Below are 15937 nucleotides of genomic sequence, written 5' to 3' on the forward strand. Positions count from 1 at the left end.
TATTATCTTAATTATTACATAATATAGTTGGAAGTTAATTAAAATTATACAAAAAGGAGAACTTGTAATGCGAGTAAATAAAGTGATTTATATTGCTCTTGCAATCTTTTTAGGTAGCTTCGGCATTCATAAGTTTTATTCTGGCCAAAAAGGATTAGGGATTATTTTCTTGCTATTCTTCTGGACAGGTATCCCGCATATTATTGCAATTATTGATGCTATTATCACATTATTCTTTAAACCTGCAGATGAAGACGGAAATATTGCTTTTAATTAAGGAGAGATTTATTTGAACAAATCTACTATTTTATCGTATTTAGAATCATTTCCTAGTAAATATTTGATTTTATATATGGACAACCAAGCAGAAATTTCAGTTGAAGGCATTAATGAGGACACAGACGAAGGGGTTCTTCATGTAACAGAGCCCGCAGAGTATGTAGTAAATATTTCAAAAATCTCACATTTTGAAATATTGCAACGTTCTACTTATTAAGATTGATAATTAAAAAACCTGGGATATTCCGAAAATGGAATATTCCAGGTTTTATTATTTAACCATGAAAAATCAGCAATAATACAACTGCCACAATTTGTGCAATTGAAGTTGTAATAATACGGCGTGTATAAAAATAGCTGAGAGATAAAATAATTTGAACAATAAAAACAAATATACATACCCAAATTTTGTCAAAATAGAAAAACAAAGATGCTGAACATAAAGCAGTAATCACAATTGCTGCCCATGCAGGCAATTTTAAGTTTAATAGTTGTTTTTGCAATACAGTACGCATATAAAGCTCATGACAAGGGATTACAAATAATAACGTAACTAAAATCTGCCATTTAAAATATACTCCTGATCGTGATAAGTCTTTTATTAATGACGTATAAGTCACTTCTTGAGACATCAATGACATGATAAGTTGTACAATTATTAAAACAACAGCTGTGATTAGTCCAATACCAATCGATGGCAATAATCGTTTAGATGCAATATCGCGTTGATAAAACACATAACTGATTCCAGCAAACAACATGATTCCAGTATATAGATACCAGTATTCTTGTCGTTCTCCCCACATGATAAATAATATGGTGTGGAATATAATAAAGCTGATTATAAACCACAACAAAGCTTTAGTATTTGTTTTCATTGTTTATTAACCTTCTTGATCAACTATCTTATAGCGTTTATGATTAATCACCGTTTTTTCCGGTAAATCTAATTCTTCAAAGTTTTCCATAATTGTTAAATCAACAATCACTGAATTATCATTAATTTTTTCAACACGACCTCTAAGTCCATCATAAAATTCTACAATATCTCCTACTTCTGCAACAGTCATTACAGGTCCTCCTCGAATTATACTAAGTTACATTGTACTAAAATTTGTGCTTTAAATAAACAAATATCATATGAAAGCGATATAATTATACTAAATTCTAACTTAATTGTGAAATTCCAACTATTTCATTGGCATTTTAGTTCAAAATACGAGATAAATAAAGTATTAAGGAATAGTAAGCATAAAGGAGAGAGAACATTTGAAATTTGTAAGCAATAATAATATAACAGACCCCAAACTTAATTTAGCAATGGAAGAATATGTTTTAAAATACCTTCCTCAAGATAGTGATTATTTCTTATTCTATATTAACCGCCCATCAATTATTATTGGAAAAAACCAAAATACAATTGAAGAGGTTAATCAACACTATGTAGAAGAACATAATATAGATGTAGTGCGCAGAATATCAGGCGGTGGCGCAGTCTACCATGATTTCGGCAATCTAAATTTCAGCTTCATCACTGATGATGATGGAAACAGTTTCCATAACTTCAAAAAATTTACTCAACCTATTGTTCAAGCGTTAAATAGTATGGGTGTAGATGCTGAAATGACAGGAAGAAATGATATTCAAGTTGGTCAAGCCAAAATTTCAGGTAACGCAATGGTTAAAGTCAAAAATCGTATGTTCAGTCATGGAACATTGATGCTTGATAGTGATTTAGATGAAGTTCAAAATGCATTGCGTGTAAATCCTGCTAAAATCCAGTCTAAAGGTATCAAATCAGTTAGAAAACGAGTTGCTAATATATCTGAATTCCTTGAAGAACCAATTGATATCGAAGCTTTTAAACAAATTATTTTGAAACATATCTTTGGTGAACATGAAGTTGAAGAATATAAATTAACTGATGAAGACTGGAAAAATATTGAAGCTTTAAGTGATGAAAAATACCGCACTTGGGATTGGAATTACGGTAAAAATCCTAAATATAACTTCGAACGTGAAGAGAAATTTGAAAAAGGCTTTGTTCAAATTAAATTACATGTTAAAAGAGGTCGTATCGAACACGCTAAAATATTCGGAGATTTCTTCGGCGTAGGAGATGTCACTGATTTAGAAGAAGCTTTAATCGGCAGCTTGCATAATTTTGAAAGTATCGAAGAAGCGCTTTCGGAATTTGATTTATATCATTATTTCGGAGATATACCGCGCGAAGAATTAATCAGACTGATGTCTTAATAAATAAAAAATAAGGACTATTCATTATTAATTCGTAATGAATAGTCCTTTATTTTACCCAGGAACACGATGATGAATTATCCAATTAAAACATCCTCCAATTGATTATATTCTGCAGTATATCGATTAAAAGCTTCTTCGTCTTTATTAACAAGTGCTTGATCAATAAGCTCAGTCAATTTCTCTTTTCGAACATTACGTAATGCTTGATCAATTACAAGTTCTACTCCTAAATCATTCACATTTGCCACAAATGCTTGTAGCGTCCCATTTTTTACATTGATATTGTGATTCATAGTAATCACTACCTTTCTCTTTTTTATGTAATTAAGAGTATACCTCGTATTTATTCTAAAATCAATGAATATTCTGACTTTTTAAAAAATAAATAGTGTAATTTTAACACTAAAGTTTCTATTGACTTTTTCAGGTGCTAGTATACAATAATTATAGATTTTGATTTTTTTGTAATTCAACATCAAACAACTTAATAGGAGGACATTGAATATGGAAGAACAATACATCTTCAAAAGCAACGACATCGCTATTATGCCCATCGTCAAAGAAAACGGACATTATCCTGTCACCAAAATTCTTACTTATGAAAAAGAACCTCGAATAATAAACATCCCCCCTCGAAAAGCATTAGAAAGTTCATGTGAATTTTATGGATCAAAATTCTCTATTTTGCGCTCTGATACTATACGAATAACAGATATCAAAAGTAAACCTCCCATATTGCTCTCACCTATCATTTCTCTCATACTATTCTCAACCCAATCTATCAGTTCACTAACAAATATTTGGATAAATATTGAATATGTTAAAGACATCAAATCAATAGGTGCTAAAGAAACACGTATTAACTTTATTGATGGTCAATTTATTACCGCCCCTGTTACAACACGTACTATTAATCATCAATATAAAAATGCAATCTATTATGAACATCTTCTTAAAAAACGTGTAAAAACAATTAAATGGAATACTGAACAACCAATCGACTATTCAAAACCAACTTTAGATGTTTATGAAACACTGTGTACTTATCTTATTATAAATCAATCCAAAAAATCATAGCTTCATTTTATAATTATAGTAGTAAGTTAATAAGCGGGATATTCATATTAATATGGTGTAAATGTTCCGCTTATTTTTTGTTATTTTCTCTTGAATTTTTTAAAGGTCTTGTTATAATAGTACTTGTGCTTGAATAAATCAGATTAATCCACAGTAGCTCAGTGGTAGAGCTATCGGCTGTTAACCGATCGGTCGTAGGTTCGAGTCCTACCTGTGGAGCCATGGAAACGTACTCAAGTTGGCTGAAGAGGCGCCCCTGCTAAGGGTGTAGGTCGCGAGAGCGGCGCGAGGGTTCGAATCCCTCCGTTTCCGTAAATTACATAGAATAGCTAGAAGCAGTTATAATAATTGCTTCTAGCTATTTTTTATTGTCCTCTAAAACCTTTAATACATAAAGATTTACTGCAAGTTTTGAAGTTTTATCATTTTTATTACTTCTTTTTTCTTTTTAGCAACACTCTTAGCAAAAGTCTCAATTAAAAATGATTTTTCATAAGAAACCCATCGAATAATTTATTGCATTAAGGTTTTTATTTCTTATCTAATTTTCTTCCTAAAATCCCTAATAAAGTTCCAATTATAAATATAATAATTATAATTAAAAAGTTTAAAAACTGATTGTCATTCTTCAAAAATGGCTCTACTTTGAAAGTATATATGAATATCAATATTATGAAGAATATTCCTGTTGTTATTTTGTATTTCATACGAATTCTCCTAAATTCAAAAATTATAATATATTAATATATTCAACGCTTTGTTACATGCTCATCAACTTCTGCATCTGTTGTTATATTTTTGGCAATACATAGATAGCATTTTTAATTACCTTTTGAAATACGAGCCTTCTTTTGCTGTTTTCTACCAGAAATTCATATGCATGAGTCAATTCGACTTTAATTCCAAAAGAAGCTTCATTAATCTCCACTTTATTATTAAGTATGGTTTTAATCGTTGAAATTGTTATCCCTTAAATGTCAGATGGTATATTTTTATCTAATTTGTCTCTTTGTTATCCCAGTATATTTCAACTTCCTTGTCAAAAATTCTTTGAAATTTACCAAATATATTTACTAATGCATCAATGGCATATCCAGTTTGATCAATATAAAGTGCTTCTTTATATTCTTTTTCATATTCGCTGTTTACTACAATTAACTCTATATCATTATCTAAGCATTGTTTTAAAATAATGAATCGTCCAATTCTACCGTTTCCATCATGGAATGGATGTATTTTTTCAAATTTACTATGAAACTCAGCGATTTTATTGATATCCATCTTAGTTTCTTTATATTTTTGGATTAACAGTTCCATATCAAAATGTATCGTTTCTGGACTTGATAATTCTAAATTTACCTTGTTTAATCTAGATGTTACAGGTCTATATGTTCCAGCAAGTTTATCATCAAAAATATTTAAAGTGTTTTTGAATAAAATACTATGACATTCTTTTATTAACCTCTCCGTTAACTTTTCATTCTGCGTTTCTACAATGAAATCAAATACTTCTAATGAATTGGCTGTTTCTATAACATCTTTTAGTTTGTGTGGGCCAGAGACTTCACTATCCGTAATTAATTTCATTACTTCATCTTTGCTAAACCTACTACCTTCTAATTTATTAGAATGAAACAAAAATTCTGTTTTCAACCTATTATAAATGCCATTATTAGAATTTTTTAACCAAAATAATTGCTTTCCTGTCATCTTCATGATGTTCACTTCCCTATATCAGGCTGAATTTTTTAATTTCCTTAAAATAACACTTGTTTATTGATTTTCAACTTTTCCACAGAACTTTAATCCCTATAGGTACTCAATAATGTCATAATATGTTTTTTTACTGCTATTCTCCCCTTTTCTCCATCCAGTAAGTATTGATCAATCATTCCAATCAACCCATAGCCGAGAAAATTTAATGTCATATTGAAATCCATTCCTCTTTGTGCACAAACATTAGGAGACACAACCTCTGATAACATTCTTTGTAAAAATTGGATTAAGTCATGGCGACTACCCATGGAGTGTTTATTTACAAATAAAGAGATATAGAATTTTTGATGCTGGTAAAAGAACTCGAACCATTCATCAATGATTAGGTTCAAATTTTCAACTTTTAAATTTCGACAAATTCCTCTTAGTTCTTCTAATCTTCTGATGAATATCTTCTCTAATAAATCATATTTATCTAAATAATGAAGATAAAAAGTTTTTCTAGCTATTTGAGCTGCTGTCGTAATTTCTTTCACAGAAATTTGTTCTATTTCCTTTTGATAAAACAGATTTAAAAAAGCATTTTCAATATTCATTTTAGTTTTAATTACTCTTAAATCTTCTTTTTTCTTCATAATTCACCTCATTTACAACCCACAATTATGAAAAGTGAGCATTAATTCTCACTTAATATTTTAATTATTTTGTTTTCTTGTTTTCATATCTTAACATAATCATAAGAAGTTGCTATATAAGGTTGCCTAAGTTTCTCAAAAGCATGCTTGGGGTATAGTATTCTTCGTACAATAAATGAATGGAGGCAATAATTTATGAAACACAGAATACAAGTAAGCGATGAAGTTGCATTAAACGTAGATGATTTCGGTTCAGGTCAACCATTGGTTTTCTTACACGGCTGGCCAGCAAATAATACAATGTTTGAATATCAAGCTGACTTTGTAGTTGCAAATGGTTACCGCTATATCGGTATTGATCATCGTGGCTTCGGCTTATCTGATAGAGCAGCAGATGGATATGATTATGATACTATTGCAGATGACATTCAAAAAGTAGTAGACGAATTAAACTTGAAAGATTATATTGTTGTAGGTTTCTCTGTAGGCGGTGCTTTAGCATTGAAATACGGCGTTAAACATAATAATGATAATCTGAAAAAAATGGTATTACTCGGACCAGCAGGACCAAGCTTCGTACAACGAGATGGCTACCCGTACGGATTAAAAGCAGAAGACGTTACGGCATTAATTGATTCAATCAATGATGATCAACCTAAAGCAATTGGTGACTTTGGTGAAAGTTCTTTCTTCAATTCAGATATTGAAGTATCAGATGAATATAAAAACTACTTTAATAATATGACTTTAACTTCTTCACTAATTGGTACAGTAAAACTTGCTGAATCACTAAGAGATGAAGACTTACGTGAAGAAATCAAATCTCTAGATTTACCTGTTTACGGAATCCATGGTACAGCAGACCATGTTTGCCCTATTGAATTCTCTGAATACCTTGAAAAAGAAGCACCTGACTATACACTTTCTAAAGTTGAAGGAGCAGGACATGCTTTATTCTTCGAGAAAAAAGATGAAGTAAATAGATTATTATTAGAAGCTTTAAAAAAATAACTCTTTAATATTTATTTATGAGGCGCTATCATGCGTCTCTTTTTTTTATTTTCATTAATATTCAGAATTTTCTATTGAAATGGAGATTCTTTCATGCTATGATACTGTCATTAATTCATTTTTACTTTAGTTCGGTAGAGAGTAAAAGTGTATGTGAAAGCGAGGCTATGAAATGAACTACATCGAATATCAAGACAAAGTGCTGGAACGAAAAGATTTAGAATTCAAATTTTTAAATTACTTTAAAAATCATCAATATACAGTAATTGATTTACATTTTATCGAACGATTAAATTGGCAGCAGTTAACTCAAGATGATTTAGAGAGTATGAGTACTAGAAGCATATGGAAAAACGGTCAAAACTTCTTTGCATTGCGCAATGACTGGACAGATCAGTTGCAACATTATGCAAGAACATTTGATTTGAATTTCAAACGTGCAGTCTATGCAGGTCCAATTGCTAATAATGAACATATAAGCACCAATCTTGGTATTGAAGTTTTCAATCCATCTTACGAAGATATGCTGACAAGCTTTCAATACATGCTGAAATTCATAAAAGAAGAAATGCAACAACCAGTCGACTTTGCGGTTATCGGTCATTACCAATTACTAAACTTGCTATTATCAGATACAGAGCAAACACCAGAAATATTACAACTCATAAATGAACGTAATATTTCGGAACTGAGCAGAAAATTATCAGAAACACACCCTCTGGTAAATTTACTGAAACAACCCACACATTTGCAGCTAGATTATATTCCATCCCTTATTCCAAATGATCACCCTACTTATTTATCAATTTTACGCTGGTCTGAGGAATTAAAGCGTGCAGGTATTGAAAGCATTCACCTGGATATTACAACGATGCCGCCTAAGTCATATTATATCGGCAGTTTTATGCAAATATTTAAAAACGACCAGTCAGAACCTATTATGTCAGGCGGACATTATGATGGTGAAATTGAAGGTTTCGGCTTTGGTATTAAAGTGGATTAGGAGGAAAATACTATGTTAACTGTTGCCCTCAGCAAAGGAAGATTACTCAAAGACTTTATCAAATTCTTAGAAAGAAATAATAATAACGTGTGGGCAAATGCACTTATTAATCGTGAACGTAAATTACAAATCACTGCCGGCTCTATTAAATTCATATTAGTAAAAGGTTCAGATGTTCCAACATATGTAGAAGAAGGCATTGCAGATATTGGGATTACTGGCAGTGACATATTAAAAGAAAGACCTAATCATAATATAAATAATTATATTGATCTCCCTTTTGGAGAATGTCATTTTTCTGTAGCAGCGAAACCTAATATTACAAATATACAGCGTGTAGCCACGACATACGTTAAAACAACACGTGATTATTTTAATCAAAAAGGTACAGATATCAGTATTATTCAGTTATCCGGCTCAGTAGAACTAGCTGCTGTAGTTGATATGGTAGATGCGATTGTCGATATCGTACAAACAGGTACAACGCTTAAATCAAATGGGTTAGAAGAAAGAGAACAAATCGGGGAAATCAATGCCCGCCTTATTACGAACAAGCACGCATTTTTCAGTAAATCAACAGCGATTGAAAATTTCATCCAACAATTGGGGGTTTCTATACATGATCAATAAGAACGAATTTTACCGTCAGTTTGAAACAGCTTCAGCTTTAAATCAAGATTTAATTAATAATGTGCAAAATATTATTGAAAATGTTCGAACTCATCAAGATAAAGCTCTTTTTCAATATAATCAACAATTTGATAATGTCGAGCTTTCAGAGCTTGAAATATCACGGACCGATATTAATGAAAGCTTAGATAAAATTTCTCCCGATTTACGAAATGCGCTTATAGAAAGTTATGAAAATATAAAAGCCTTTCAAGAACGAATTAAACATGAAAACGTCATTGGAGAGAATACAAGTCAAATTTATAACCCATTAGAAAGTGTCGGCATCTATGTACCTGGCGGCAAAGCTGCTTATCCTTCCACTGTATTAATGACTGCAACATTAGCTGAAGCAGCAGGTGTCGAAAATATCATTGTTGTAACACCACCCCAACCTGATGGTATCGCACCAAGCATCCTAGCTGCTTGTAAAATTGCAGGTGTAGACCGTGTATTCCAAGTTGGCGGCGCACAAAGTATAGCTGCATTAGCGTTCGGAACACAAACCATTCCTAAAGTAGATAAAATTGTTGGTCCGGGCAATCAATTTGTCGCTACAGCCAAACAATTACTTTATGGGCAAGTCGGCATCGATCAGATTGCAGGACCGAGTGAAATTATGATAATAGCTGACGAAACATCAGAACCTGAGTTTATTGTACAAGATATTCTCGCTCAAGCTGAGCACGATGAAAATGCGCGTACCTTCTTACTTTCTACAAGTAAAAAACTCTTAGAAAAAGTGGAAGTATTGTTACCTGAAGCTATAAATAAAGCGCCAAGAAAAGCAATAATTGAACCAAGCATCCAAAATTTCCATTATGCAATATTTACAAAAGATAACGAAGAAAATATCGAAATCGCTAATTTTGTAGCACCTGAACATTTATCAATTCAATCAAGCAACCCTGAACAATACATTCATAAAATCAAATATGCAGGTGCGATGTTTTTAGGACCCTATGCTCCAGAAGCACTTGGCGATTATAATGCTGGTCCAAGTCATGTATTGCCGACAAATCAAACTTCTCGTTTTACAAACGGTCTTACAGTCAATGACTTTTTAACAAGTCATTCAGTTATCAGCTATAACAAATCAACGTTTAATCAACTTGCAGAAGGTGCGATGGAAATTGCACATACCGAAGGATTATACCAACATGAAGAATCTGTGCATGTCAGAGTGAATAAGGAGGTGCAGGAAGAATGATTAACATTAACCAAAATGAAAGTCCTATCCCTGCTTTGACGCAAGAAGAGATCATAAATATAGTGAGCACTTCTGATTTCAAAGTATATCCAGAGGGACAATATCATGATTTTTTACAAGCTTATGCTGATTACTATAATTTAAACGTCAACCAGGTTTTAGCAGCGAATGGATCAGATGAATGGATTCAAAAATGTATGCTCACATTACCTAAAGGACCTGTTCTTGCGTTGAATCCGGACTTCGTGATGTATACAGAGTTTGCACAACAAACTGACCGCCCTATCGAATATGTAGAAAGCGATGAAAACTTCCAATTTTCACTTGATACAATACTCTCACGAATCGAAGAAGTACAGCCTGCTTTCTTCATCATGAGTGTGCCGCATAATCCGACTGGCGTACAGTATCCTACAGAGTTTTTACTCGCAATTAGCGATAAATTGAAAAGTATAGGAAGCTATTTTGTTTTGGATGAGGCATATATTGAATTCGGAAAAACAATTGACATTCCGCTTCAATCCCATCTCATCATCATGAAAACACTAAGTAAAGCTTTTGCTTTAGCAGGATTGCGTATCGGTATCGTCATTTCAACACCAGAAACAATAAAGCAGCTTAATCGACTTGCACACCCCTATCCAATGAGCACTTTATCTTTGCGTCTCGCTGAAGCACTTTTCAAAGACCAAAAACGTGTCAAACAATTAATTGCTGAACAACGTTTCTTGTGCCGTAAATTACAAGATATTTTCAACCAATATGTTGCCGATAAAATTACAATCATTCCTTCACAAGCTAATTTTGTATTCACATATGGCAAACATGCGCGTGAACTAGGTGAATATGTCAAAGCACATGGCTTCTTGCCTCGTATTTATAAAGAACCTTTATTATCAGAAGCTGTACGTTATTCTATCGCAACAGAACAAGAACTCGATCAATTGGAAATGATTGTAAAAGAATGGAGTGATCAATTTGAATTACAAAAAACAACGTAAAACAAAAGAAACATCAATCGATATTGTCATGAACTTGAACAACAATCAAGAATCCTCAATCAATACAGGTGTCGGTTTTCTTGATCACATGCTGACATTATTCAGTTTCCATAGCGGTATCCATCTGCAAATCAACGTACAAGGCGATACTGAAGTAGATGACCACCATACAACAGAAGACATTGGCATTGTATTGGGCCAACTCCTCTTAGAAGCTATCAAAGGTAAACAATCTTTTACACGCTATGGCACTTTCTATATTCCGATGGATGAGACATTAGCACGTGTCGTAACAGACATCAGCGGTCGCCCGTACCTTTCATTTAATGCTGAATTTTCTAAAGAAAAGGTAGGCACTTTCGATACTGAACTTGTCGAAGAATTTTTCCGAGGGCTCGTAATTAACGCTCGATTAACGACACACATCGATTTAATCCGCGGAGGTAATACACATCATGAAATCGAAGCGATTTTCAAAGCATTTGCTAGAAGTTTAAAAATCGCATTATCCAATGATGGCACAACAGGTGTCCCTTCTTCGAAAGGCGTGATTGAATGATAGCAATCGTTGATTATGGCGTGGGTAATATCAAAAATGTTGAACGTGCAATTCATCACCTGGGCTATGAAACAGCTTTGACAAATGACCCTGAGGTTATTCGTTCAAGCTCTCATATCGTATTGCCAGGAGTCGGTCATTTTAAAGATGCCATGCAAGCACTTAAAGGTTCAGGTTTAGATAAAATTTTAATTGAATTGCAAAATGACAAACCCTTTATCGGTATATGTCTCGGCATGCAGTTGATGTTCAATCATAGTGCAGAAGGAGATACAAATGGCCTCGGCATGATAAATGGTGAAGTCGTACCTATCAAAACAGATTATCCAGTCCCCCACCTTGGTTGGAACAATTTAGAAAGTAAACATCCTTTACTCAATCAAGATGTTTACTTTATCCATTCTTATTATGTTCAAACAGATGCACCGATTGTAGCCACAGCAGATTACGGTTTACCTATAACCGCGATTGTACAATCTGGTAATAAAATCGGCATTCAATTTCATCCTGAGAAAAGCGGCGACTACGGTTTGGAAATTTTAAATCAAGCATTGAAAGGTGGTTTTATTCATGATTGAAGTATGGCCGGCAATCGATCTTATTGACTCTACAAGTGTGAGATTAACCGAAGGCGATTACGAGACAAAAGAAGCAATGTCACGTACAGCAGAAGAAGCTATTGAATTTTACAGTCAATATGACTGCGTCACACGAATCCATGTCATTGATTTAATTGCTGCAAAACAGCAAACGTCTTTAGAAACGGATTACATCGAACAACTTGTCGGATTAACGCAATTACTTTTGAAGTTGGCGGCGGCATCCGTACACTTGAAACAATTAAAACTTATTTTGAAATAGGCATTCAAAACGTCATTATAGGAACTAAAGGCATCCAAGATCCTAAATGGCTGAAAACTGTTGCAGAGAAATACCCTGGACGTATTTATATCTCTGTAGATGCCTACATCGATGAAATTAAAGTCAACGGGTGGTTGGAAGATACTGGATTGAATTTGTTTGATTATGTTCAACAAATTGATAGTGCACCTTTAGGCGGTATTATTTATACCGATATTTCTAAAGACGGAAAATTAGAAGGTCCTAATTTCGAATTAACCGCAAAACTCGCAGCGTCAACTAAACTACCGGTCATCGCCTCTGGCGGGATTCGAAGCAAGGAAGATTTAGAGAAGCTAGAAAAAGCAGGGGTTGCTGCAGCGATTGTAGGTAAAGCAGCTAATACACAAAACTTTTGGGAGGGATTATCGTGATTAAAAAACGTATTATCCCTTGCTTAGATGTGAAAGATGGCCGTGTTGTAAAAGGTGTTCAATTCAAAGGACTGCGTGATATCGGGGATCCTGTCGCATTAGCAGCTTATTATAATTCAGAACTGGCTGATGAATTGGTTTTTCTAGATATTTCTCGTACTGAAAATGGTCATCAAATGATGTTAGATATTATTGAAGAAACAGCATCAAAATTATTCATCCCGCTCACTATCGGCGGTGGCATCAGTTCTACTGATGATATATCAACATTGCTCAAACACGGTGCAGATAAAGTTTCATTGAATTCAAGTGCTTTACGCAACCCTTCGTTAGTAAAAGAAGCCAGCGAAAAATTCGGATCTCAATGTATTTGTATTGCTGTAGATGCGAAATGGGAAGACGAACGTAATGATTGGTTTTGTTATACACATGGCGGCAAACAGCCGACAGATATCCGCGTCCTTGACTGGGTACGCCAAGTAGAAGATTTAGGAGCTGGAGAATTATTAGTCACAAGTATGGATTACGATGGCGTTAAACAAGGCTTTGACCATCAACTGCTGAATCAGATTAATGCGGTAGTATCTATACCTGTTATCGCCTCAGGAGGCGGAGGTAATGCACAGCATTTTGCAGATCTCTTCCAACAAACAAAAGTTTCTGCCGGATTAGCTGCAAGTATTTTTCATGATAAAGAAACAACTATCGGTGCTGTTAAAACGTATTTAAAAGATAAAGGAGTGGATGTCAGATGGCACTAAAACCAGACTTCTCCAAGGGGCTTGTACCAGCAATCTTACAAGATACTCAAACCAAACAAGTATTAATGTTAGGTTATATGAATGAAGAAGCTTATGAGTTAACCTTGCGTGATAAAGTATGCTGGTTCTATTCTCGCAGCAAAGAACGCCTCTGGAAAAAAGGCGAAAGTTCTAAAAACTATCAACATGTAGATGATATTCGCCTCAATTGCGACCAAGACACCATACTGGTTATGGTTACACCAGATGGTCCTACTTGCCATACTGGAAGTACGAGCTGCTTCAACACAGAAGTTCCCTTCTTTGTTGATACTTTAGAACAAATCGTAACTTCTCGCGTAAATAGCGATGATGAAAAATCATATACACAGTATTTATTGAAATCAGGTGTTGAAAAGATTACTAAAAAGTTTGGTGAGGAAGCTTTTGAAGTTGTAATTGCTGCAATGAAAAAAGACAAAGAAGAACTCACTAACGAAACTGCAGATGTTTTATACCATTTATTTGTTTTATTGAATGCTTGCGGTGTTTCTATTTCAGAAGTCAAAGCAGTATTACAATCAAGACACCAAAAAAGCGGCAATTTTAAAGGTGAAAGACAAGATATTGAAAAATGGTAACTACTATAATACAAAAACAAAGCGATGTTGCACTAAAAAGTAGCACCATCGCTTTGTTTTTACTTATTTGAATAAATCATTAAATGCTTCTGCCATTGTTGGATGTGTATAAATGTTATTGCCTAATACACTGTATGGTACTTTTTGATCAATTGCTAGTTTAACTAAATTGATCAGTTCTTCAGAACCTGTACTATAAAGCGTAGCCCCTAGAATTAAACCAGTTTTTTCATCCATGACTGCTTTCAGCATACCTCGACCATCATTATTTATTTTATGACGCGGAATATTATTAACAGGTAATTTTGTTTCATACACGCTATAACCCGCTTCTCTCGCTTCATCTCCTGTCATACCTACTCTAGATAATGGAGGATCAATAAATAATGTATAAGGAACAACTCCGCGATTTTGAGTACTGCGTTCTCCTGTACCGAATAATTGGTCTTTTATAATTCTGAAATCATCTAATGAAATATACGTAAATTGCATGCCGCCGACAACATCACCTGCTGCATAAATATGCGGTACATCCGTTTGTAAATAATCGTTAACAACAATTTCTCCACGTTCTCCTACTTTTATATCTGTGTTTTCTAAACCTAATCCTTGTGTATTCGGTTGGCGTCCTGTTGCAAGCAATACAGCATCTGCTTCATACGCACCTTCAGACGTATAAACAATTGTTCCATTTTCGACATCTTCAAAACGTTTTGTCTCAGCGTTAAATACCAAATTCACACCCGCTGTTGTTAAATCTTCTTTTACTAATCCAACAATCTCAGGATCCTCTTTCGGTAAAATATCGTCGTGATTTGCAAGCACAGTTACGTCTACACCTAAATGTGCAAACAGAGAAGCAAATTCTAAAGCAATATACCCTGCACCAACAATAACTAATTGCTTAGGTTTAAACGGCAAATCCATAATACCTGCTGAATCATATAAATGCTCTGATGTTTCAATACCTTCAATATCCGGTACTACAGGTGTTGCACCTGTATTAATTAAAATATCATCGGCAGTTACAACGCCAATTTCATGGTTTTCGTGATTTAATAATACAATTTCATGATTCGATTTGAATTGTGCAACTGCATCAATAACATCAATTGAAGACTCATCTGCTAACATATGATAATTCTTTTGATTTAATGCACCTACAACTTGACGTTTTCGGTCAAAAGCACTTTCAAATGAATCACCTTCTAAACCATCATGAATTAATGTTTTTGAAGGAATACATCCTACATTAATACAAGTACCGCCATACATTTTTTGATCTCTTTCTATCATAGCAACGCGCTTACCTTGCGATGCTGCAAATTTTGCTAATGTTTTTCCGGCTTTACCAAAACCAATTACTGCTAAATCATAATGTTCCATCTTTTGTCCTCCTCAAATGTTGAATAACTTTATATTGTTGTTACTGTTTCTTCTAAAATATCTTGAATTGTAAAATTTTCATAATACTGTTTTAATAATGCGTGTTCTTTCGCATGGTGCGCTTTCATCGTACCTTCAATTTTTCGAGAAATTTCACATTCACTCTCTTTAGTGCCTGTGTATAGACGTCCTTGTGCGTTATGTGCTGTAAAAATCTGAAATAAATCACCCAGATTAGCAGTTGCTGTACTTTCATTAGCTTGATACCCGCCATATTTTCCTCGAATCGTTTCCACATATTGATGTTCGACCAATTGACTTGTCACACGTCGTAATTGTACAGGGTTAACACAAATCAATTCTGATAATGCTTTACTGCTGAAACGTTCATCTGCATGCTTCGCTAAAAAAGTAAGGAAGTGTACTGCGATATTAAATTCTAAATTGATAGTGTCCACCTTCTTAATGTAACTTTTA

At 33.8% G+C, this 15937-nt stretch carries 20 protein-coding genes, 2 tRNA genes and 1 pseudogene; 16 read left to right on the top strand and 7 right to left on the bottom strand.

What is annotated here, in order from left to right; genetic code table 11:
• The first annotated feature begins 67 nt into the window (after window positions 1-67).
• Both A4G25_RS04690 and A4G25_RS04695 read left to right on the top strand, forming a co-directional pair.
• Window positions 68-277 carry a TM2 domain-containing protein gene (locus A4G25_RS04690; RefSeq protein WP_047131722.1) on the top strand — a complete coding sequence of 70 codons (210 nt, stop codon included), beginning with the start codon at window positions 68-70 and terminating at the stop codon, window positions 275-277.
• A gap of 12 nt (window positions 278-289) precedes the next feature.
• Window positions 290-496, top strand: coding sequence for a hypothetical protein (locus A4G25_RS04695; RefSeq protein ID WP_047131721.1), 207 nt, complete (start codon window positions 290-292; stop codon window positions 494-496).
• 58 nt (window positions 497-554) lie between these two features.
• Here A4G25_RS04695 and A4G25_RS04700 read toward each other — a convergent pair whose 3' ends face one another.
• Window positions 555-1157, bottom strand: a complete 603-nt coding sequence (locus A4G25_RS04700) for a CPBP family glutamic-type intramembrane protease (protein WP_047131720.1) — start codon at window positions 1155-1157, stop codon at window positions 555-557.
• A gap of 6 nt (window positions 1158-1163) precedes the next feature.
• Window positions 1164-1349, bottom strand: a complete 186-nt coding sequence (locus A4G25_RS04705; protein ID WP_015899900.1) for a YkvS family protein — start codon at window positions 1347-1349, stop codon at window positions 1164-1166.
• A gap of 199 nt (window positions 1350-1548) precedes the next feature.
• Between A4G25_RS04705 and A4G25_RS04710 the strand changes: the two genes are divergently transcribed.
• Window positions 1549-2535 (top strand): lipoate--protein ligase, encoded by a 987-nt coding sequence (locus A4G25_RS04710; protein WP_047131719.1) that lies wholly within the window; start codon window positions 1549-1551, stop codon window positions 2533-2535.
• Window positions 2536-2612: 77 nt separating this feature from the next.
• Here the strand turns inward: A4G25_RS04710 and A4G25_RS04715 are convergent, their stop codons facing one another.
• Window positions 2613-2831 carry an IDEAL domain-containing protein gene (locus A4G25_RS04715; protein ID WP_047131718.1) on the bottom strand — a complete coding sequence of 73 codons (219 nt, stop codon included), beginning with the start codon at window positions 2829-2831 and terminating at the stop codon, window positions 2613-2615.
• 211 nt (window positions 2832-3042) lie between these two features.
• Here A4G25_RS04715 and A4G25_RS04720 point away from each other — a divergent pair, with 211 nt between their 5' ends.
• The 3 genes from A4G25_RS04720 (at window position 3043) to A4G25_RS04730 (ending at window position 3927) form a co-directional block, all read left to right on the top strand.
• Window positions 3043-3615, top strand: a complete 573-nt coding sequence (locus A4G25_RS04720) for a competence protein ComK (RefSeq protein ID WP_047131717.1) — start codon at window positions 3043-3045, stop codon at window positions 3613-3615.
• Between the two features lie 147 nt (window positions 3616-3762).
• Window positions 3763-3837: transfer RNA gene (locus A4G25_RS04725), tRNA-Asn, on the top strand.
• Between the two features lies 1 nt (window position 3838).
• Window positions 3839-3927 (top strand) — tRNA-Ser (locus A4G25_RS04730).
• Between the two features lie 684 nt (window positions 3928-4611).
• Here A4G25_RS04730 and A4G25_RS04735 read toward each other — a convergent pair.
• Complete coding sequence (locus A4G25_RS04735; protein WP_047131716.1) at window positions 4612-5331, bottom strand: Fic family protein; 720 nt, start codon at window positions 5329-5331, stop codon at window positions 4612-4614.
• 86 nt (window positions 5332-5417) lie between these two features.
• Window positions 5418-5966: a TetR/AcrR family transcriptional regulator C-terminal domain-containing protein gene (locus tag A4G25_RS04740; RefSeq protein ID WP_052766742.1), complete on the bottom strand. Its 549-nt coding sequence runs from the start codon at window positions 5964-5966 to the stop codon at window positions 5418-5420.
• Between the two features lie 195 nt (window positions 5967-6161).
• Here A4G25_RS04740 and A4G25_RS04745 point away from each other — a divergent pair, with 195 nt between their 5' ends.
• From A4G25_RS04745 to hisIE, 10 genes and pseudogenes are all read left to right on the top strand, one after another.
• Window positions 6162-6977, top strand: coding sequence for an alpha/beta fold hydrolase (locus tag A4G25_RS04745; protein WP_047131715.1), 816 nt, complete (start codon window positions 6162-6164; stop codon window positions 6975-6977).
• A 172-nt stretch (window positions 6978-7149) separates the two neighbouring features.
• Entirely contained in the window at window positions 7150-7980 is an 831-nt protein-coding gene (locus tag A4G25_RS04750; RefSeq protein WP_047131714.1) for an ATP phosphoribosyltransferase regulatory subunit, read from the top strand.
• A gap of 12 nt (window positions 7981-7992) precedes the next feature.
• A complete protein-coding gene (hisG, locus tag A4G25_RS04755; RefSeq protein ID WP_047131713.1) occupies window positions 7993-8610 on the top strand; it encodes an ATP phosphoribosyltransferase in 618 nt (205 codons plus the stop codon).
• Window positions 8600-9859 (top strand): histidinol dehydrogenase, encoded by a 1260-nt coding sequence (gene hisD, locus A4G25_RS04760; RefSeq protein WP_047131712.1) that lies wholly within the window; start codon window positions 8600-8602, stop codon window positions 9857-9859. The genes hisG and hisD overlap by 11 nt, the downstream gene beginning before the upstream one ends.
• The gene (locus tag A4G25_RS04765; protein WP_047131711.1) at window positions 9856-10860 is read left to right on the top strand and encodes a pyridoxal phosphate-dependent aminotransferase; all 1005 of its coding nucleotides are present in this window, start codon (window positions 9856-9858) and stop codon (window positions 10858-10860) included. The genes hisD and A4G25_RS04765 overlap by 4 nt, the downstream gene beginning before the upstream one ends.
• Window positions 10838-11419, top strand: a complete 582-nt coding sequence (gene hisB / locus A4G25_RS04770) for an imidazoleglycerol-phosphate dehydratase HisB (protein ID WP_047131710.1) — start codon at window positions 10838-10840, stop codon at window positions 11417-11419. The genes A4G25_RS04765 and hisB overlap by 23 nt, the downstream gene beginning before the upstream one ends.
• Window positions 11416-11997 carry an imidazole glycerol phosphate synthase subunit HisH gene (gene hisH / locus A4G25_RS04775; protein ID WP_047131709.1) on the top strand — a complete coding sequence of 194 codons (582 nt, stop codon included), beginning with the start codon at window positions 11416-11418 and terminating at the stop codon, window positions 11995-11997. The genes hisB and hisH overlap by 4 nt, the downstream gene beginning before the upstream one ends.
• Window positions 11990-12693, top strand: a pseudogene (hisA, locus tag A4G25_RS04780) (1-(5-phosphoribosyl)-5-((5-phosphoribosylamino)methylideneamino)imidazole-4-carboxamide isomerase). Before hisH ends, hisA begins: the two are co-directional and overlap by 8 nt.
• The gene (gene hisF / locus A4G25_RS04785) at window positions 12690-13454 is read left to right on the top strand and encodes an imidazole glycerol phosphate synthase subunit HisF (protein WP_047131708.1); all 765 of its coding nucleotides are present in this window, start codon (window positions 12690-12692) and stop codon (window positions 13452-13454) included. Before hisA ends, hisF begins: the two are co-directional and overlap by 4 nt.
• Window positions 13445-14074, top strand: coding sequence for a bifunctional phosphoribosyl-AMP cyclohydrolase/phosphoribosyl-ATP diphosphatase HisIE (gene hisIE, locus A4G25_RS04790; RefSeq protein WP_047131707.1), 630 nt, complete (start codon window positions 13445-13447; stop codon window positions 14072-14074). The genes hisF and hisIE overlap by 10 nt, the downstream gene beginning before the upstream one ends.
• Before the next feature lie 63 nt (window positions 14075-14137).
• On the opposite strand, the gene merA is transcribed toward hisIE, so the two are convergent.
• Together merA and hypR are read right to left on the bottom strand one after the other, a co-directional pair.
• Window positions 14138-15460, bottom strand: a complete 1323-nt coding sequence (gene merA, locus A4G25_RS04795; RefSeq protein WP_047131706.1) for a hypothiocyanous acid reductase MerA — start codon at window positions 15458-15460, stop codon at window positions 14138-14140.
• A gap of 29 nt (window positions 15461-15489) precedes the next feature.
• The gene (gene hypR, locus A4G25_RS04800; protein WP_047131745.1) at window positions 15490-15909 is read right to left on the bottom strand and encodes a redox-sensitive transcriptional regulator HypR; all 420 of its coding nucleotides are present in this window, start codon (window positions 15907-15909) and stop codon (window positions 15490-15492) included.
• Between the last annotated feature and the right edge of the window lie 28 nt (window positions 15910-15937).

This window comes from Staphylococcus condimenti (assembly GCF_001618885.1).
In the GTDB taxonomy this organism is placed as follows: Bacteria; Bacillota; Bacilli; order Staphylococcales; family Staphylococcaceae; genus Staphylococcus; species Staphylococcus condimenti.